Annotated in this window: 18 protein-coding genes; 9 read left to right on the forward strand and 9 right to left on the reverse strand. The window is 69.8% G+C overall.

Annotated features, from left to right (window positions below):
- The first annotated feature begins 71 nt into the window (after window positions 1-71).
- Window positions 72-629 carry a DUF5709 domain-containing protein gene (locus tag ACFWBT_RS17385; protein WP_385700935.1) on the forward strand — a complete coding sequence of 186 codons (558 nt, stop codon included), beginning with the start codon at window positions 72-74 and terminating at the stop codon, window positions 627-629.
- Window positions 630-772: 143 nt separating this feature from the next.
- Here the strand turns inward: ACFWBT_RS17385 and ACFWBT_RS17390 are convergent, their stop codons facing one another.
- Window positions 773-913, reverse strand: a complete 141-nt coding sequence (locus tag ACFWBT_RS17390) for a hypothetical protein (RefSeq protein WP_385700938.1) — start codon at window positions 911-913, stop codon at window positions 773-775.
- A gap of 294 nt (window positions 914-1,207) precedes the next feature.
- On the opposite strand from ACFWBT_RS17390, the gene ACFWBT_RS17395 reads away from it, so the two are divergent.
- From ACFWBT_RS17395 to ACFWBT_RS17425, 7 genes are all read left to right on the forward strand, one after another.
- Window positions 1,208-1,387, forward strand: a complete 180-nt coding sequence (locus ACFWBT_RS17395) for a CsbD family protein (protein ID WP_385700941.1) — start codon at window positions 1,208-1,210, stop codon at window positions 1,385-1,387.
- Between the two features lie 2 nt (window positions 1,388-1,389).
- Entirely contained in the window at window positions 1,390-1,758 is a 369-nt protein-coding gene (locus ACFWBT_RS17400) for a low affinity iron permease family protein (protein WP_385700947.1), read from the forward strand.
- Between the two features lie 151 nt (window positions 1,759-1,909).
- Window positions 1,910-2,623, forward strand: a complete 714-nt coding sequence (locus ACFWBT_RS17405; RefSeq protein WP_385700950.1) for a GvpL/GvpF family gas vesicle protein — start codon at window positions 1,910-1,912, stop codon at window positions 2,621-2,623.
- A gap of 536 nt (window positions 2,624-3,159) precedes the next feature.
- Window positions 3,160-4,506 (forward strand): GH25 family lysozyme, encoded by a 1,347-nt coding sequence (locus tag ACFWBT_RS17410; protein ID WP_385700952.1) that lies wholly within the window; start codon window positions 3,160-3,162, stop codon window positions 4,504-4,506.
- A gap of 26 nt (window positions 4,507-4,532) precedes the next feature.
- Window positions 4,533-4,925 (forward strand): hypothetical protein, encoded by a 393-nt coding sequence (locus tag ACFWBT_RS17415; RefSeq protein ID WP_385700955.1) that lies wholly within the window; start codon window positions 4,533-4,535, stop codon window positions 4,923-4,925.
- A 33-nt stretch (window positions 4,926-4,958) separates the two neighbouring features.
- Window positions 4,959-5,372: a hypothetical protein gene (locus ACFWBT_RS17420; protein ID WP_385700958.1), complete on the forward strand. Its 414-nt coding sequence runs from the start codon at window positions 4,959-4,961 to the stop codon at window positions 5,370-5,372.
- A gap of 44 nt (window positions 5,373-5,416) precedes the next feature.
- Entirely contained in the window at window positions 5,417-6,196 is a 780-nt protein-coding gene (locus ACFWBT_RS17425; protein WP_385700961.1) for a D-Ala-D-Ala carboxypeptidase family metallohydrolase, read from the forward strand.
- A 70-nt stretch (window positions 6,197-6,266) separates the two neighbouring features.
- Here the strand turns inward: ACFWBT_RS17425 and ACFWBT_RS17430 are convergent, their stop codons facing one another.
- From ACFWBT_RS17430 to ACFWBT_RS17460, 7 genes are all read right to left on the reverse strand, one after another.
- Window positions 6,267-7,361, reverse strand: a complete 1,095-nt coding sequence (locus tag ACFWBT_RS17430) for a helix-turn-helix domain-containing protein (RefSeq protein WP_385700964.1) — start codon at window positions 7,359-7,361, stop codon at window positions 6,267-6,269.
- A 155-nt stretch (window positions 7,362-7,516) separates the two neighbouring features.
- Window positions 7,517-9,544 (reverse strand): beta-galactosidase, encoded by a 2,028-nt coding sequence (locus ACFWBT_RS17435; protein ID WP_385700968.1) that lies wholly within the window; start codon window positions 9,542-9,544, stop codon window positions 7,517-7,519.
- The gene (locus ACFWBT_RS17440) at window positions 9,541-10,866 is read right to left on the reverse strand and encodes a glycoside hydrolase family 36 protein (protein ID WP_385700970.1); all 1,326 of its coding nucleotides are present in this window, start codon (window positions 10,864-10,866) and stop codon (window positions 9,541-9,543) included. Before ACFWBT_RS17440 ends, ACFWBT_RS17435 begins: the two co-directional genes overlap by 4 nt.
- Window positions 10,867-10,915: 49 nt before the next feature.
- Window positions 10,916-11,803 (reverse strand): carbohydrate ABC transporter permease, encoded by an 888-nt coding sequence (locus ACFWBT_RS17445; RefSeq protein ID WP_385700973.1) that lies wholly within the window; start codon window positions 11,801-11,803, stop codon window positions 10,916-10,918.
- Window positions 11,800-12,780 (reverse strand): carbohydrate ABC transporter permease, encoded by a 981-nt coding sequence (locus ACFWBT_RS17450; RefSeq protein WP_385700976.1) that lies wholly within the window; start codon window positions 12,778-12,780, stop codon window positions 11,800-11,802. Before ACFWBT_RS17450 ends, ACFWBT_RS17445 begins: the two co-directional genes overlap by 4 nt.
- The gene (locus tag ACFWBT_RS17455; protein ID WP_385700979.1) at window positions 12,777-14,087 is read right to left on the reverse strand and encodes an ABC transporter substrate-binding protein; all 1,311 of its coding nucleotides are present in this window, start codon (window positions 14,085-14,087) and stop codon (window positions 12,777-12,779) included. Before ACFWBT_RS17455 ends, ACFWBT_RS17450 begins: the two co-directional genes overlap by 4 nt.
- A 718-nt stretch (window positions 14,088-14,805) precedes the next feature.
- Window positions 14,806-15,798, reverse strand: a complete 993-nt coding sequence (locus tag ACFWBT_RS17460) for a LacI family DNA-binding transcriptional regulator (RefSeq protein ID WP_385700981.1) — start codon at window positions 15,796-15,798, stop codon at window positions 14,806-14,808.
- Between the two features lie 354 nt (window positions 15,799-16,152).
- Between ACFWBT_RS17460 and ACFWBT_RS17465 the strand changes: the two genes are divergently transcribed.
- Window positions 16,153-17,307, forward strand: coding sequence for a hypothetical protein (locus tag ACFWBT_RS17465; protein WP_385700984.1), 1,155 nt, complete (start codon window positions 16,153-16,155; stop codon window positions 17,305-17,307).
- 41 nt (window positions 17,308-17,348) lie between these two features.
- Here ACFWBT_RS17465 and ACFWBT_RS17470 read toward each other — a convergent pair whose 3' ends face one another.
- A complete protein-coding gene (locus ACFWBT_RS17470) occupies window positions 17,349-17,954 on the reverse strand; it encodes a GPP34 family phosphoprotein (RefSeq protein ID WP_385700986.1) in 606 nt (201 codons plus the stop codon).
- Window positions 17,955-18,086 lie beyond the last annotated feature (132 nt).

Consider the following 18,086-nt stretch of genomic DNA (forward strand, 5'->3'; position numbering starts at 1 on the left):
ATGGATGGGCTGGGCCAGCCTGGATACATGGGCCCGTGACAGTTCGATCCGTTTGGAGGGTCGCGCACATCATGGGCAGCCGGAGCGAGGACGACGCCATGGGTGATGAGGTCTACCAGTCGGAAGGCCCTGATGTCCGCGAGGACGAGGGCATCCTCGACCCGGAGGACACCCTGGAGGACCGGGGCTCGGATCCCTTCGACGAAGGGTGGTCGCCGCCCGAGCGTCCGCTCGCCGTGGACCATCGGGGAACCACGCCGCGTGAGCAGCGCGAAGGCGAGACCCTGGACGAGAAGCTGGCCGAGGAGCGGACGGATCCGGCGCTGGAGGAGCCCGACGACGGCGAGGGCGCTCTGGAGGACGGGCAGGACGACGAGCCCCTGGACGACGAGGGGGCGGAACGCACGGACCGGCCCGGCGCCCTCGACGAGGGGGCCCATCTGGACGCCGAGCACGACATGCTCGCCGAGGAGCTCGGCATCGACGGTGCCACCTCCTCGTCCGCGGAGGAGGCCGCCGTCCACCTGTTTCCGGACGAGGTGCCCGAGCGGCTGCCGGACGACGACGTCCGCCGCCCCCCGGAGGACGTGGTCCGCCGGCTGCGCTCCGAGACGGACGCCGCGCCCTAGCGGTCGGTGCGCGGACCCGGCTGTACCGAGTCCTCGAACGCGCACGGACCGACTGCTCGAACGCGTACGGATCGTACGGACCGACTCTTCGCGTCCGTACGCACCGAGTCTCCGGACTCGGGCGGATGCGAGGTGACGGAAGGTCAGTCCTCGCCCCTGACGATGTTCCACTCGGGGGCGGACGGGTCCTGGCGTGCCGTTCGGTCGGCCGTCGCCGGGACACAGGTCCGCGGACCGCTCTTCCGCGGACGGCGCGCCTTCGCCCATCCCGTCTCGGTTCGCATGGTGGTCCTGGTACTGATGTCCGCGGTCACGGCTCTTCAACTTCCTTCTGTCTTCGGCCCCGGTTCCTTGTGTGTACGGTCCCGGTCGGCACCGGCTGTCCCTGCGACTCCGGGCTGTCAGCATCGGGTCCCCCTCAGTGGCGCGGAGAAACCCGGCCGTACGCCACGAGGTGTCGGTCGCGGACGAACACGCCGGCGCCGGTTTGCGGTGCCGCCCGCGAGGCCACACGGTGAGAAAGAGGGCGGTTACCGGCCACGTTCGCGGCGCGGGGCGCCCCTGAGAGGACGGCAACGATGAAGTTCAAGGGCAACGCGAAGGCGAAACAGATCAAGGGCAAGGTGAAGGAGTCCGTCGGAAAGGCGCTGGGCGACAGTTCGGTCCAGCGGGCGGGGCGCCGTGAACAACTGCGCGGCAAGGCACAGGAGATGACGGAGTCGGCCTCGGCCCGCGTGCGCCAGTGGACCAAGCACTGACCATGACTCTTCAGCATCCCGCCGACCGCGGTGGTGACGAACGCGGCAGGTTCGAGCGGTTCGCCGAATCGGCGTCGAGGTTCACCAGCTCGCCGCTCTTCTTCGCGTTCTGCGTGGGGCTGGTCTCGCTCACCGTCGCCCTGCACATCGCCGACCCCGGCATGAAGTGGCTCCTTCTCGCCGGGGACGCGATGGCCGCGGTGACGCTGCTGCTTCTCGCCCTGTTGAAGAATTCCGAACTGCGGTCGGAGCGTGCCGTCCAGCGCAAGCTGGACGCCATCGCCGCGGCGATGCTGGAAGCGCAGGAAGGCGCGTCCGGAAAGGCGCACGAGGATCTCAGGAAGGTGATCCGCATGGAGGACAAGACCTAGATCCGGGAGACCGGTGGCGACCTCATGGGCAGCTCATCCTTACCACTTAGGTCAAGTACCCTTATATGATGGTATTGCACTTTTGTGTACGAGTGCGGCGTGACACTCCTCCCGGTGGGAGAGAAGCGCGTCTCACGCGGAGAAATGAGCCATGGCCGTATACATCTACTCGATCACGTCGAAGGACCATCCGCTACGGCTGGACGGTCTCGACGGAGTAGGAGCATCGCCCTCCCGACTGCGCACGGTGACCGCCGGCCCCCTCTGCGCGGTGGTGAGTGACGCACCGGCGGAACTGCGCCCCGAACAGGGGGACATCGACGCCCATCAGGAGGTCCAGCGACGCCTGATGGCGGACGGTACCGTTCTGCCCCTGCGGTTCGGCTGCACCGCCCCGGACGACGAAGCGGTCCGCTGCGCGCTGGAGGAGCGCGCGGACGACTACGCCTACCGGCTGCGCCAGTTGGAGGGCTGCGCCGAGTACCGCCTTCTGGCGTCTCAGGACGAGGAGATGCTGCTGCGCGAGATCCTCTCGGAGTCGGCGATGGCCCGGCGACTCAACGACAAGATCCACGACGGCACCGCGGACCCCGACGCGGCCCCGCGGCTGGGCGAGTTGGTCGCCCAGGAAACACGGGCCCGTCAGGAGGCCCTGGCGTCAGGAGTGATCGAGGCGCTCCGCCCGTTCGCCCGGAAGACCGACGCCAATCAGCCCGGCGGGACGGACTTCCTCGACGTCGCCTTCCTCGTGAGCGACGAACAGGACGAGCTGTTCCTCACCACGGAGTTGAGTCTCGCCCACCAGATGGGCGAGGGCTTCGACTTCCGGCTCGACGGACCGCTGCCCCCGTACAGCTTCAGCTGATGGAGACGTCTTCGGACGGTCCTGGCGGCTCCGAGACCCCCACGACTTTGCCACTGCCGTCGGCATGATGGCCCGTCCCGAGGACCCGCCCATGGGCGCGCACCCCGGAACCACGGCGGTTCCAGGGCCCGCTGGAGCCGTAAGGGGCGTGGGGCAGGGCAGGTCTCGCCGGTGAGTGATCGGACAGGACCGGGAAGATCGCCGCCTGCGTCATGGGTTCACGCCCCGCGGCGGTCAGTTCGCGGCGCGGGTCCCTGAAGAGGCCGCGATAGAGGGCCGTTTCCCGCCGCGAGGGCCACTCCCGTACCGGCAGCTCGCGCCGCGCACTCGTGTGCCCGCCGGCCTCCTCGTCGAGCTCCGGCTCCACCGTCCGTATCCCATTTTCGTCCCAGCGGTGACGCGTCTTCGCAGGTCAAAGGCGCGGGACTGTCCCAGCGTCCCGATCCGGAGCAGGAGGATCCGTGCCGGAACAACCGCTGCCAGGATGACCAGCGGCCGGGGGGTTCCCGGCCCACTCATCAGAGGGGGAACACCAGATGGGACTAAGGACGCTTCTGCGGGGTCTGACCCTCGCCGTGGCAGCGGCCCTGCCCCTGTACGGGCCCGCGGCGGTGCAGGCGGCGCCCGTCACGGCCGCCGCGGTCGCGGTCTGCGGGCACACGAGCGCGCAGCCCACGCTGCAACAGGGATCGACGGGGGACGCGACGGTCGAGGCGCAGTGCGAACTCGACCTGGCGACGAAGCCGAGCCGGTACACGCCGATCGCGGCGGACGGCTCGTTCGGATCGGGGACGGAGACGCGGGTCAAGGAGTTCCAGCGGTGCGCCGGGCTCAACGCGGACGGCGTGCTCGGCCCGCAGACCTGGGCGGCGCTGAACTCCTGGGCCGCGCAGCCGCACACCTGCGCGACCCAGGGCACGGCGGGCGCGGCGCAGGCGACCGTGTGCGGCCACACCGACGCGCGCCCGACCCTCAAGAAGGGTGCGAAGAGCGATGAGGTCAAGGAGGTGCAGTGCCGGCTGAACCTCGCCATGGAGCCGTTCCACTATCCGCCGCTGACGATCGACGGCGACTTCGGGGGCGGCACCGAGGACCGGGTCATCGAGCTCCAGCACTGTGCCAACCTCAGTGCCGACGGCACCGTGGGCCCGAACACCTGGGCGAAGCTGGTGGACTGGTCCAGCCGTAACACGTACTGCATTCCACCCCACCCCGCCGGCCACCCGATCGACGGCCTGGACACGGCCAAGTACCAGCACCCCGGCGGCGCGCCGATCGACTGGAAGGCCGTACGGGCCTCGGGTGCCGAGTTCGCGACGGTCAAGGCCACCCGGGGCCTGAACGTCACCGACGAATACCTCGCCACCGACCTTCAGGGGGCCAGGGCGGCGGGGCTGGCCGTGGCGCCGTACCACTTCTACACGGGCACGGCGGCCGACACGGGTGCCGCGCAGGCCGACCGGTTCATCGCCGCCGTGCGGGCGACCGGTTACACCGGGAAGCGGGCGGGCGACCTGCCGCCGATCTTCGACCTGGAGCGCATGGACGACGGCAGCGGGCGTTGTCCCACCTACGGCACGGTGAACGACGCCAAGGCCTGGCTCGACCGGGTGGAGAGCGCCTTCGGCCGGGTCCCGATGATCTACACCCAGAAGTCCTTCCTGGACGACTGTCTGGGTTCGACCACCGCCTTCGCCCGGTATCCGCTGCAACTCGCGGACTACCGCCAGTCGATCACCCAGCCGCCGCTGCCGAACGGCTCGACGACCTGGGCGATGTGGCAGTACACCGACGCCGCGATCTTCCCGGGCGTCCGGGCGCCGGCGACCGGGGACGTGTTCAACGGCACCCAGGCCGATCTGGACCGGCTGGCCAACCGGTGACCCCGTACGTATCGAGGAGGACCCCCATGACCGGCCGATTCGCCCGCGCGTCCCTGGTCGCGCTGCTCGTCGCCCTGGGCTTCACCGTTCCGGCGCCCGCCTCGGCCGCACCGGCCCGCGCCGCCGCCACGAGCTGTTACGGCGGGGCGGTCACGGTGCACTACGGGGAGGTGCGCGACTTCGGCCCGTACCGGACCACGAGCCGCTGCACCGACATCAACATGCGCGTCATCGGCGGCGACGCGGACTTCGTCTGGGCCTGTGTGCAGTTCGAGAAGACCGGCGTCTGCAACCGCTGGACCAAGGTCGGCTGGAGCTGGACGACCATCGCCACCGACGTCCTGAACGGCACCAAGTTCACGGTGCCCAACGGCGTGGACCTGGAAGGCAGTTCCGCCACCATCCAGATCGCCTTCTGACCCTCTCACCCACCTCACCGAACGGAGACCACCATGATCAAGACCAGGGCGCTCGCCTCGGCTCTCGTCACCGTGGCCGCATTGCTGGGAGCGGGTGCCGCGCCCGCCGCCGCACAGTCCTCGGCCGCGGCGACCAGCTGCTACGGCGGCGCGAAGAACCTGAACTATCGCTACCAGGTGGGACCCAAGGAGTACGGCCCCTTCACCACGTCCTCGCGGTGCGGTGACATCAACATGCGGCTCACCACGGACGACGGGGGGTTCCTGTACGCCTGTGTGGTGTTCGTCGACCACACCGACAAGTGCAACCACGACAACAAGTACTCCCTCCACGGCACCCCGTGGGCGACCGTCGCCACCGACGTCAAGGACGGCACCCGCTTCGTCCTGCGCGTCGGCCCCTATGACACCGACGCGCAGAACGTGGACTTCCAGCTCGCCTACTGACCTCTTTCCGCTCCTTCTCGCACCACCGTTCCGAAAGGACGACGATGACCTTCCTCTTCCGTTCCGCCGGCGGCCGCTCCGTCGGCAGCCGCCCGCTCGACCGCCGCAGCATGCTGCGCGGCACGCTGGCTGTCGGCGCCGGCCTGGCGTTCGGCCCGCTGCTGCTCTCCGGTACCGCGCAGGCCTACTCGTGGTCGCGCACCATGAAGCAGGGCGACAGCGGTGCCGACGTGCTGGAGCTGCAGATCCGGGTCGCGGGCTGGGCGGCCGACAGCGCCAGTCACACCCGGGTCGGCCTCGACGGTGACTTCGGCCCCGGCACGGCCGCGGCCGTCAAGCGGTTCCAGGCGGCGTACGGTCTCGACGACGACGGGATCGCCGGTCCCAACACCCATGCGAAGCTCAACGCGCTGGAGCAGTCGGACGGCTCCACGACCCACTTCAACTGGAGCGAGTTCGTCGACCAGTCGAACGGCAACTTCAACGGCGGCAAGGTGAGCGCGGCGGCCGCCAAGGAGAACGCCCGGCGCTGCATGTACAAACTGGAGGCACTGCGCAAGAAGCTCGGCGACAAGCCGATCACGGTCAACTCCGGCTTCCGCAGCATCGCGCACAACGCCGACATAGGCGGGGCCAGCGACAGCATGCACCTGTACGGCACCGCGGCGGATCTCGACGTTCCCGGCGTGGCCACCAAGACCGTCTACCAGAAGGCGGAGACCTGCGGGTTCTCCGGCCTGGAGCGGTACACCGTCGACCACCAGCACGTCGACAGCCGGGCCGACCTCGGCCGCGACTGGTGGTGGGAGAGCGGCACGGTCTGACGCCGCCCCGGGTGAGTCCCGGGCCGGAAGTCCCGGGTACCGCGGCGGCGGTACCCGGGGCTTCCGGGCTTCAGCTCTTCGGCGCGTTCTTCAGTGCCGCCTCGCAGGAGGGCCAGTCGTGGAAGTCGTGCCGGACGCTCCACAGCCGGTGGGCCGCCTGGATGTTCCACTCCGGGTCGAACGCCCGCCGCGGTGTACCGCCGAGTTCCCGCAGGCGGGTGTCGGAGATCTGGAACACGCCCCAGTTGCGGCTGCCGTTGGTGTTGGGCAGCGTCCACAGCGGGTCGAGGAACGAGGCGCAGTGGGCGATGGCCACGGCGGTGCGGGGATCCTCGGCGAACACCTCACGGATCCGCTTCGCCACCCGGTCCGGTGCCCAGGTCGCCATGCTCACCTTCTGCGCGTAGAGCGCCTTCTTGGTGGGCCCGTCGACCACGTTGTTGGCCGGCATTCCCGCCAGCACCTGGAACGCGGTCAGTCTGCGCAGGGTCTCCGGCCCGAAGTCCCCGTCGACGGCGAGCCTGCCCTTCGCCCGCACCAGCAGTTTCTGGACCTCACGCACGCACTCGTCGTGCTGTCCCATGCTCACCGACTTGCACGCGGCGGAGTACAGCAGTCTGTCGTCGTCCGGCGGCGCGGCGTCTGCGGGCATCCACACGAAGCCGGCCACCAGCACCACCACGGCGACGACGGCCAGCATCGCGAAGCGGGAGGACAGCTTCTCGGACACCCGGGACCGCCGCGGCTTCCCGGCCTCGTCGGGGGTGATCTCCGGCGGAACGGCGTCGTCGGGTCCGGAGCTCGCCCGCGCGGACACGGCGGCACCGTCCGGCTCCGGCTCCGGCCTCGGTTCTGGTCCCGGCCTCGGTTCCGGTTCCGGTTCCGGGACATCCTCCGCCGTCACGGCCGGTATGTCACGGTCGGTGTCCGCGAGCGCCCACAGCCGGTGGAGTTCACGGAGCTCCTCCGTGCTGGCGCCGCACACCTTGGCGAAGGAGTGCACCACCCGGTAGTCCGTCGGGACGCTGAGGCCGGAGCAGTACCGATGCAGACTGGAGCCGCTGACACCCGCCTCCTTGCCGAGGCGGTCGTAGCCCCGGCCGCTGCGGTCCTTCAGCCTCCGAAGGCAGACGGCGAACTTTTCGGTTTGCGGAGAGGCAGCCACACACCCACCCTTGCTCAAGCCCCTACTGACGGGTAGAAGCTACACCGCAGGAAGGAACGTGTGTGCCCTTTCACTGCCCGAGTACGGCAGTCAACGCCCTTTCTAACAACGGTATTTGAGAGAGAGTCAACTATCCGCACCGCCACCGCGGCGGCTCAGGAATCCGCCGCCCGCGGTTCCCGCACCACCGCGATGTCCCCGGGCGCGACCGTGACCGAGCCCGACAGGGTCTTGCCGGTCAGGAGTTCGGTGGCACCGGCCGGAACGGGTATCTCGGCCCCCTCGCCCGCGTGGTCGATGAGGAACACGTAGTCGGCGTCGCGGCCTCGTCGCCGGACGGCCTCGACACCCGGTGGCACGTGCCGGGCGGCGGCGACTCCGGCCTCGGCTCGGATGCGGTCCAGCAGCTCGGCGAGGGTGTCCGGGTCGGGGAGCGTCGCCAAGTACCAGGCGGTGCCCGCCCCGTGGCCGTTCCTCGTCACCGCCGGGACACCGGCCAGCGGCCCGTCCGTGTACGAGGCGACCGCCTCGGCGCCGTTCAGGCGGACCCGCTCCGACCACAGGGTGGCCGTGGCGCCGGAGGGCACCCGGCCGGTCAGCCCGGCCGACTCGCCGGGCAGGAGCGGGAAGAGCTCGTCGCTGCGGACACCGAGGGTCTCCCGGAACGCCCCCGGGTAACCGCCCAGCCTGACATGGCAGTTCTCGTCGACCGCGCCGCTGTGGAAGCCGATCGCGAGGGTGCCGCCGCGCTCGACGTGGCCGGCGAGGTTCGCCGCGCCCGTCTCGTCGACCAGATAGAGGCTCGGGGCCAGCACCAGACGGTAGGCGGAGAGATCCGCGTCGGGGCGTACGAAGTCGACGGCCACGCCCGACCGCCACAGTGGCTCGTACCAGGCGCGGACCAGATCCTGGTACCGGAGTTCGCCGCTCGGCTGGGAAGGCAGTTCCAGGGCCCAGCGGGCGTTCCAGTCCCAGACGATGGCGACCTCTGCCGTGCCGGTGCTGCCGCGCACCTCGGCGAGCGCCCTCAGGTCGGCGCCGAGGCGGACCACGTCCTGCCAGATGCGGCTGTCCGTGCCCGCGTGCGGGAGCATCGCCGAGTGCCACTGTTCGGCGCCCGCCTTCGCGGCCCGCCACTGGAAGTAGGCGATGCCGTCGGCGCCGTGGGCCACATGTGCCAGGGCGTTGCGGCGCATCTCGCCAGGGCTCTTGGCCCGGTTGACGGGCTGCCAGTTCACGGCGCCGGTGGAGTGCTCCATGAGCAGCCAGGGTCCGCCCGCCAACGACCGCGTCAGGTCGCCGCAGAGCGCGATGTCGATCTCCGAGGCCGGGTCGGCGGACATCAGGTAGTGGTCGTTGGAGACGACGTCCAGCTCCGGGGCCCACCGCCAGTAGTCCAGCGCGTCGAAGGTGTGCATCACCATGAAGTTGGTGGTGGCCGGTGTCGACGGGGAGGCGGCCCGCAGCACGTCCCGTTCCGCCGTGTACAGCGAGAGCAGCTCGTCGGAGCAGAAGCGGCGCCAGTCGAGCTGGTGCGTGGGGTTGGGGACGGCGCCGGTGGCGCGGGGCGGCAGGATCTCGTCCCAGTCGTAGTACCACTGGCTCCAGAAGGTGGTGCCCCAGGCGTGGTTGAGGGCCGCGAGGTCGTCGTACCGCTCGCGGAGCCAGCGCCGGAAGGACCGGGCGCTGGTGTCGCAGTAGCAGGCCGCGTTGTGGCAGCCGTACTCGTTGTGGACGTGCCACATCACCACGGCCGGGTGAGCGGCGTACCGCTCGGCGAGGGCGCCCGCGATGCGCACAGCGGCCTCACGGTAGGCGGGGCTGCTCGGGCAGAACGTCTGCCGGCTTCCGTACGTCAGCCGACGCCCGTCCCGGTCCACGGGGAGCGCTTCCGGGTGCGCCCGGAAGAACCACGCGGGCGGCGCGGCCGTCGGGGTGGCCAGGTCGGCGGCGATGCCGTTCTCGTGCAGGAGGTCCAGCAGGCGGTCCATGCGCGAGAAGTCGTAACGCCCCGCGGACGGTTCCAGAAGCGCCCAGGAGAAAATGCCGACGCTGACCATGGTCACGCCGGCCTCGCGCATCAGGCGCATGTCCTCGGCCCAGACCTCCTCGGGCCACTGCTCGGGGTTGTAGTCGCCGCCGTAGACGATGCCGGGGACGGAGAGCGTGCGGTCGGCGGTCATGCGGCCCCTCCGGAGGACAGCAGGCGGCGGGTGGTGGCCACGCCCCAGGCGTCGAGGGAGAGCAGGCGGTCGCTGGAGGCCATCAGTCCGCCGGTGGCCTCCACGTGCGCCGCCCAGCGCTCGCGGGTCTCCACGGCGGGGCGGGCGACCAGACAGTCGGGATCGTTGATCCATAGGCGCCGGTGCTGCCATTGACGGCCCGAACCGGTGAACTCGGCGGCATCCTGGCCGGGTTGGCTGTAGTCGTCGGCCTCGGGGCGCCGGTGCGGCGCCGTGTCGGGGCTGACCCGCATCGCGTCGAACAGGCCGATGGAGGGGAGGACCGGCGCGCCGCAGCCGAGCAGGTAGGCGTCGGCGCCGATGGCCTCGCGGATCAGGGCGACACCGGCGCGGTAGGCGGTCAGCGCGTCGGCTCCCGAGTGCCGTACGCCGTCCAGGGCGCCCGCGTAGAGGAAGTCGGTCTTGAAGTAGTCGTATCCCTCGGCGCGCAGGGTGGCGAAGACGTCGGTCAGGTGGGCGGCGGCCTCGGGGTGAGTGGTGTCGAGCGTGTACAGGTCGTGGTCCCAGTTGTGGCCGGCGTGCAGAGGCGCGCCGTCGGAGTCGCGGACCAGCCAGTCGGGGTGCCGTGCCGCGAGTTCGCTGTGCGGGGCGACGAGGAACGGTGCCGTCCAGATGCCCGCCCGCCGACCGCGGGCGCGGATGGCGTCGGCGATGGCGGCGCGGGAGCGGAAGCGGCCGGAGAGGGTGAGCCAGTCGCCGAGCGCGCTCTGGTAGCCGTCGTCGATCTGGACGACGTCGACGGGCAGATCGAGGGTGTCCATCGCGCGGAGGTTCTCGTGGATGTCGTCCTCGGTGACGGCGGTGAAGTACTCGTACCAGGAGCACCAGACCGTCGGCGCGGGCCGTGGGGCGGGCAGCGCGAGCCCGTCGGCCCAGGCGGCGAGGGCGCCCTGGATGCCGTCCGGCCCGGCGTGGGTCGATTCCGTGACGGGGCCGTCGGCGGAGATCTCGGCGCGGCCGTCCCGGACGGTCAGCCGGATCGACGGGACCGAGGTGGTCGGGTCCGTGGCCGCCCACAGCCGGACCGGGGAGCCGTCGCCCGCGTCCAGCGCGAGCAGTCCCTCGCCCTGGAAGGTGGCGGGGGGCACGGTACGGCCGGGCCGGTAGCAGACGGTCGCCCAGTTGGTGTCGGCCGGGCGATGGGTGTGGTCGTCGAGGGCGTAGGAGCCGCTGGGGCTCCAGGACTGCCAGCCCTCCTCGTGGACCCGTGCGGTGCGCGGGTCCACGGGCACGCCGGCCACGGTGGTGAAGTATTGGGGCACGTCGTTCTCTTTCACGTGGAGCCGCCTGACTCTTTCGAGGGGAGCCGTCTCAGCCCTTGTTGGCGCCGAGGGTCAGACCGCTGACGAACTGGCGCTGGAGCACGAAGTACACGATCAGTGTCGGGATCGCGGTGAGCAGCGCTCCGGCGGCCACCAGGTTGGGGTCGGTGAAGTACTGCCCTGACAGGTTCTTCAGTGCGGAGGTGACGGGCATGTTCTCGCCGGTCGAGATCAGCACCAGGGCCCAGAAGAAGTCGTTGTAGATCCAGATGGACAGCAGGGTCGCGAGCGCGGCCATCGCCGGCCGGCACAGCGGCAGCGTTATCTGCCAGTACAGGCGCCACGCGGAGGCGCCGTCGACGAGCGCGGCCTCGGTGAGTTCGTGGGGCAGCGAGCGCATGTAGTTGCTCAGGACGAAGGCGCAGAAGCCGGACTGGAACGCCACATGGATGAGGACCAGGCCCAGCGCGGAGTCGTACAGCTTGCCGCTGACGGTGATGCCGGGCAGGTCGACCAGGAGGTACAGGCGGTACAGCGGCGTGATGATGACCTGCTGGGGCAGCAGGTTGCCCGCCGTGAAGACGAGCAGCAGCGCCAGGTTGACGCGGAAGTCGAAGCGGCTGACGTAGAAGGCGACGCAGGAGGACAGGAACAGGGTCAGCAGGACGGCCGGGATCGCGACGAGCAGGGTGTTGCCGAAGTAGTGCGTCATGTCCGACTGCTGGAACGCGTCGGTGAAGTTGTCCAGGCTCAGCTTGTCGGGCCAGGACACATATCCCTTGGTGCTGGTCTCGCCGTACGGGCGCAGGGCGGCGTAGACCGCCCAGAGCAGCGGCGCGAGCCAGGCAAGGGACGCCCCGGCGAGGAAGAGGTGGAGCAGGAGCCGGGCCGGGCGCAGTGGCGCGCGCTTCTTGAGCGCGAGGGTGGAGGCGCTCACGATCGCCGCTCCTTCCGGAAGGTGGTCACCAGGTAGGGAACGATCACGACGAGCGAGATGACCAGCAGGACGACCGCGATCGCCGATCCGTAGCCGATGCGGCTCGACTCCCCGATGATGTTGTTGGTCACCAGGATGGACAGCAACTCGGTTCCCTCGGCACCGCCGTTGAAGACGTACACCAGGTCGAAGGCGCGCAACGCCTCGATGATCGTGACGACCAGGACGATCGTGTTGGTCGGTCGCAGGACGGGGAAGATGACGTTCTTGAACGTCTGCCACTCGTTGGCGCCGTCCAGCGACGAGGCCTCGCGCAGCGAGGGGTCGACGCCTTTCAGGCCGGCCAGGTAGAGGATCATCATGTAGCCGGTGTGGCGCCAGGAGGCGGCGATGAGGATCGCCCACAGGTTGAGGTCGGGGTCGCCGATCCAGTCGATGTAGTGGCCGGGCGTGTTGGCCCCGATGACACTGTTGATGAGGCCGGTGTCGGGGTTGTAGACCAGTTGCCAGACGAACCCGATGACCGCCATGGACAGGACGACGGGCAGGAAGAACGCGGTCTGGTAGAGCCGGCTGAAGCGGATCTTCTTGTCCAACTGCACGGCCAGGAACAGGCCGAGCGGCGTCGGGACGAGGATCAGCACGACGAACCAGACGATGTTGTGCTGGACGGCGGGCCAGAACTGCGGGTTCTGGGTGAAGAGTTCACGGAAGTTCTGGAGCCCGACCCATTGGATGGCGTCGAAGCCGATGCCGTCCCAGGTGGTGAAGGCCAGCGCGATCGAGGCGAGCGCGGTGACCCAGACGAGCGCGATGTGCAGGATGGTGGGCAGGCCCGCCATCAGACCGAGCGTGATCCGGTCACGCCGGGTCAACAGGCGCTTGTGCCCGTGCGGCACATGGCTGTCGACCGATGCGGGGCCCGGAGGCGGCACGACGGCCGCCTCCGGATTCGTGGTCGTGGTCTCGGTGCTCATGAGGAGGCGAAGATCGTCTTCTTCTGGCGCTCGATGGACGACAGGAGACCGTCGATGCCCTTGGGGTCGCGGATGAACTTCTGCAGCGCGGGCTGCATCACCGTCGAGGTGAAGTCGGGCCGGCTGTCGCGGTCCATGAACTGGGTGAGGTGCTTGGCGCCGCTGATCATCTCGTACGCCTTCTTCTGCAGGGCGCTGTACGAGGAGGTGTCGGCCTTGGTGGAGGCGGCGACGACGTTCGGGTCGGACTTGAGGTAGATCTGCTCGGCGGCCGGACTGCCGAGGTACTCCAGGAGCTTGACGGCTCCGGAGTGGTTCTTCGGGGCCTTGGAGAGCATGAAGCCGTCGGTGGGGGCCTCGACGGTGTCCTGACCGTACGAGGGGTCGATCTCCGGGAAGGCGAAGAAGTCGAGGTCCTCGCGGTCGGCCTCGTCGGTGAACTGCTGTCCCACGAAGGTGCCCAGCAGATACATGCCGGCCTTCTTCGACGCCAGGGTCTGCGCCGCGTCCTGCCAGGTGCGGCCGACGGCGCCGTCCTGGTGGTAGGGAAGGATCTCGGCCCAGTTGTCGAAGGCCGCGCGCACCTTGGCGTCGGTCCAGGACGCCTTGCCCGCCATCAGCTCGACGTGGAAGTCGTAGCCGTTGGTACGGAAGTTGATCTGGTCGAAGGTGCCGAGGGCGGGCCAGGCGTCCTTGTCGCCGAAGGCGATCGGGACCAGCTTGTCCTTCTTCATCTGCTTGCACAGAGCGATGAACTGGGACCAGGTGGTGGGGACTTCGTAGCCGTGCTGCTGGAAGACGCTCTTCCGGTAGAAGAGCGCCCAGGGGTACGTGTAGAGCGGCACGAAGTAGTACTTGCCGTCCTCGCCCTTGCTGAGCGCCTTCATCGCGTCGGGGAAGTTGCCGCCGATCGTCTTCCACACGTCGTCGATCGGGGTGGCGAGCTTCTTGGCCGCGAAGAACTGCATGCGGTAGCCCGCGAACCAGTTGAACACGTCGTCGGGCGTGCCCTGGAGGTAGGAGTTGATCTGCTCCTGGAAGGTGTTGTGGTCCTTGGTGTTGACATCGACCGCGATGCCGTTCTGCTTCTTGAACGCCGCGTAGATGTCGACGAAGGCCTTCTTCGGCACGGCGTCGGACGCGTTGGAGCCGAGGGTGACCGTCTTGGGGTCCGCGGCGCTGCCACTGCCGCCGCAGGCGCTCAGCAGGGGTATGCCCGCGCCGAGCGCGGCCGCGCCGCCGATTCCGCGAAGCAGGGTGCGGCGGCTGGGCGTCGGGGCGGACAGACCCGAGAGGGGAAGGTGCATGACGGCTCCTGAAGGCAGGGTTCGGTCAGCGATGGACGGCGGGGAGGCCGGAAATCGATCAGAAACCAACTCGACCGAACAACGTGGGCGTAATGACAGCCGGATGTCGCCGTGACGTCAAGACCTCACGTCTCACGTACCCGAAACGTGACCGACACGACACGGGGCGACGCCAGCCACATCGAGGGGCCGGCCGTACACAGGGACCACCACCACGGGCGCCGACGGCCTCCAGGGCACAGGTCAGCGTCCATATCGAGTACCGCAGAGGGGTTTTGGGCAGCCCAGAGGAAGGGTCGATACTGGGTCTCACGACCCCCCACGGGTGACGGGCAGGGGCGGAGCGGCCTCTCACGAGCCGTCGACGCCACCACTTCGGGCGGGCCACCGAGCGGTCCGAAGCGGGCCGGACCGTCGCCATGACTGGTGTCGAATTTTGCAACAGTGATGACCAAAAGCCAACAGTCGCTGATGGATCGTGTTTACAGGCAGCCCAAACCGACATCACGACTCTTTCATGCCAAATGCCCTAGATGTCCTGACGGTTCACGCGGCCGCCCACCCCTGTCAGGCGTTCGCCCGCCGCCCAGTCTCGCGCAACGTAATCGATTACGCTACGGTCCCTCGACATCGATCCGGCAAAGAGCGGAGACGGAAAAAGGGTTCCGGAACGGCGTCCCCCGACGGACGGCGGAACGGGAGCGACGTCAGTCCGAGATCAGACGGAAGCCCGCGCCACGAAGTCCGCGGCGACCCGCACGGTCCTCCGCCGCGTCCGGCCGTCGATCTGCTCCAGGAGGAGCCCGGCCGCGACGCGGCCGACTTCGCGCGCCGGGTAGCGGATGGTCGTCAGGCGCGGCCGGACCAGCGAGGCGAACTCGATGTCGTCGTGCCCCACCAGAGACACGTCGCCGGGGATGTCGAGCCCGAGACGCTCGGCCGTGTCCATCGCGCCGACAGCCGTGATGTCGTTGCCGCACAGCACCGCTTCGGGCCGGCGCCCGGAGCGCATCAGGCGCTCGAAGCCCTCCGCTCCCGCCTCGCGCGTGTGCTCGCCGTGGACGATGTGCTCCCGCGCGACGCGCAGCCCCGCCTCGGCCGCGTGCTTCCGGACCCGTTCCAGCCGTGGATCGCCGCCCGCGGCATCCTGCGGCCCGGCGATCACGCCGATGCGCCGACGGCCGGTGGCCGCCACATGCGCCAGCGCCTCGCGGACCGCGGCGTCGGCGTCGGGAGTCACCAGATCGACGTCGCCGAACGAGACGTCCGCGCTCACCACCGCCGGGATCGCCGCACTCCGCAGCACGTCGAAGGCGTCGGTGGCCAGCCGGAACGGCGTCATCACCACACCGGCGAACCGCTGTTGCACCGCCTCGCGCAGCAGCGCCTCCTCCTCGTCCCGCCGCGCCCCCGTACTGCTCACCAGCACGTGGTAGCCCCGGCCGCGCAGCTCGTCCTGGATCGAACGCGCGAGGAGCGCGTAGAACGGGTTGGAGATGTCGGGCACGACGAGGGCGACCATCGTGGACTTGCCCGTACGAAGGCTGCGGGCGACGGGGTTGAGACTGAACCCGAGACGCTCGATGGCCGATTCGACCGACTTGCGCGTTTCCTCGGTGACGGGCCGCTTGCCGCTCAGAACGTACGAGACGGTCGCGGACGAGACACCCGCGGCCCGCGCCACATCGCTCATGGTCACCCGCTGCCGCATCCGCGTCCGCCCCTTCTCCGACCGCAACCCTACCGGCGCCCACGCCGTACCGGAGGTCCCGGCCGGCCCGATCCACTCCGCGTCCTCGCAGGTCCGCGCCGTCACCCGGCCGGTGGCGCGCCCCTGTTCACGGCCGCGACACGCGCGTGGGGAAACCCGGCATTCCGGACCGTCCCGGCCATCGGCGCACCAGCCGCATCCCTCGCGATGCCCCCGATCGACCCGACCGTCAACGAAATGCCCATAGTCACTCGATGGCGGAGGTCCGTGATCCCGGGGGGCCTCGCCTCCCGGCTCGTGGCCCAAGGCGACCATACTGGGAGAGCACACCGCACCCCACCAGCAAAGTGACTCATGCCGAAGTCCTCCACAGACCGTCCCACCGCCCCGGAAACAGTCTGGCTGGCCGCCGGACGCCATACCGGCCCCGCCCCGCAGCAGGTGCTCCGGGAGCACCTGCGGGAACTGAAGAACAGCGAAACGATCCAGGGCTTCCTGGAGCCCGAGAACACCTCGACGCCGGGCAGTCACGTCTTCGAGGCGCGCTGGCTCGTCGACGACGACGTCACGGTGCGGGCGCGGCTCGTCACCGACGTGCGTGACCAGGTGGACGCCGAGCGGCGCTGGACGCTGGCGGCGGAGGCGGAACGGCCCTGGGACCTCTCGTGGCCCTCCCCCGCCACCATGTTCTGGCCGGAGAAGAGCGACATCTCCTGGGACCGTGACGGCGTGGCCGGGCTGCGGCTCCAGGACGTCAATCCGCTCCCCAAGGACGACGCCGCGCTGCGCCGTATGGTCAAGGACATCGCACGGCACAGCTGGAGCATCAACGTCGTCGTGCACGAGGCGATGACCCCCGAACCCGAAGGGCGCCTCCCGCTGACCCGCCTGCTGCCGCCCGCACTGCGGCACCGCGTCGTGGAACACCGGGCCACGCCCGAGCAGTTCCACGCGGTCAACTGGGCGCTCGGCGACCTCGGGACGTCCGTGCCACGCGGCGGAGCCGTCATCCTGTCCGGCACCCCCGCCCGCATCGGGTACGACGAGCAGGCCTTCAGGGTCCGCAGCGTCTTCCTCGACGGCTCCGAACCGACGGAACTCCTGGACAAGGTCGTCCAGTTCGCGGCACTGCCCTGGCCGCTGCCCGACGAGGCGGCGGCGGCCCTCACCGCGCTCCGGCAGGACTGGCGTCTGCTGACCCTCGAAGAGGAACTCGCCCACGCGCGCGCCCTGGTGGCCTCGTACTCCGAAGCCCTCGACGCCATGACCAAGTCACGCGACCTGTACCGCGAGGCGACCGAACTCGCCCACGCGGCGCTCGCCGACATGGCCGAGTACCGCGACGCGGCGTCCGCCGTACGGGGCTCCGCCCCGGGACCGGACAAGCACCCCCTGACGAAGACCCTTCAGCGCGTCACCGACTCGCTGCTGCCCCGGCGCGCGCCACGCGTCGACACCCTCCAGGCGGCACGCGAGAGCGAGGAGCGGGCCCGCGAGTCGTCCGGGTGATCACCGCGTACGGTCCGGGCCCGTCCCTCGCGCGGGTTCCCTCAGGCGCCCCGCCAGATGTTGGCGAACGCCGCGTTCTCGATGGCCCGGCGCTGGCGGACGGCTTCCAGCTCCATCACCGCGTCGTGCACGGCGACCAGGACGGTCGTGACCGCCTCGTCGTCGACGGCCGGGGTGTCCTCGGTCTGCTCGGCGGGAATCCCGACGACCGCGGCGAGGGCGGCGAGGACGGGCTCGTCCGCCGCCCAGCGGTGCATCGCGCGACTGCGGGCAGGTGAGTCCACCAACTCCATACGGTTGCCGCCGAAGGGCAGCCGGCCACGCCGCTGCCGGATGAGCTGGCCCGCCTGTTCTAGGTCGGCCTGATAGGCCGCCGACAGGTCTCGGCCCCTGCGCCACAGCCAGTCCTCGACCCGCTCGAACGGGATCTGCCGCACGACCGCGGACGCCGCCTCACCCAGAAGACGGTCGTCCGTCGTCGGCTGCCGCGTCGGCACCATCCGGTCGCCGTCCAGCCTGAGGACCTCGTCGGCGAGGAGATCGATCACCTCGGCTCCGGCGAGGGCGAGCGACAGGTCGCCCTGCCCCACAGAACGGTCCGGCTCCTTGTCCATCGTGACGATGAACAAGTCCCTTGCCGTGGTCACGAACGGCTCCCCTCGGAGTACTTCGCCCGGCGCGACCGTCACGCATCGGATCCATCACACGCACCACACCGCTGTCCGCGGGCGATCCGGTCGCCCACGGAGAAGGGCACGTCACGTTCGTGATCGTAACGC

Origin of the sequence: Streptomyces sp. NPDC060027 (assembly GCF_042737005.1) — a bacterium.
In the GTDB taxonomy this organism is placed as follows: domain Bacteria; phylum Actinomycetota; class Actinomycetes; order Streptomycetales; family Streptomycetaceae; genus Streptomyces.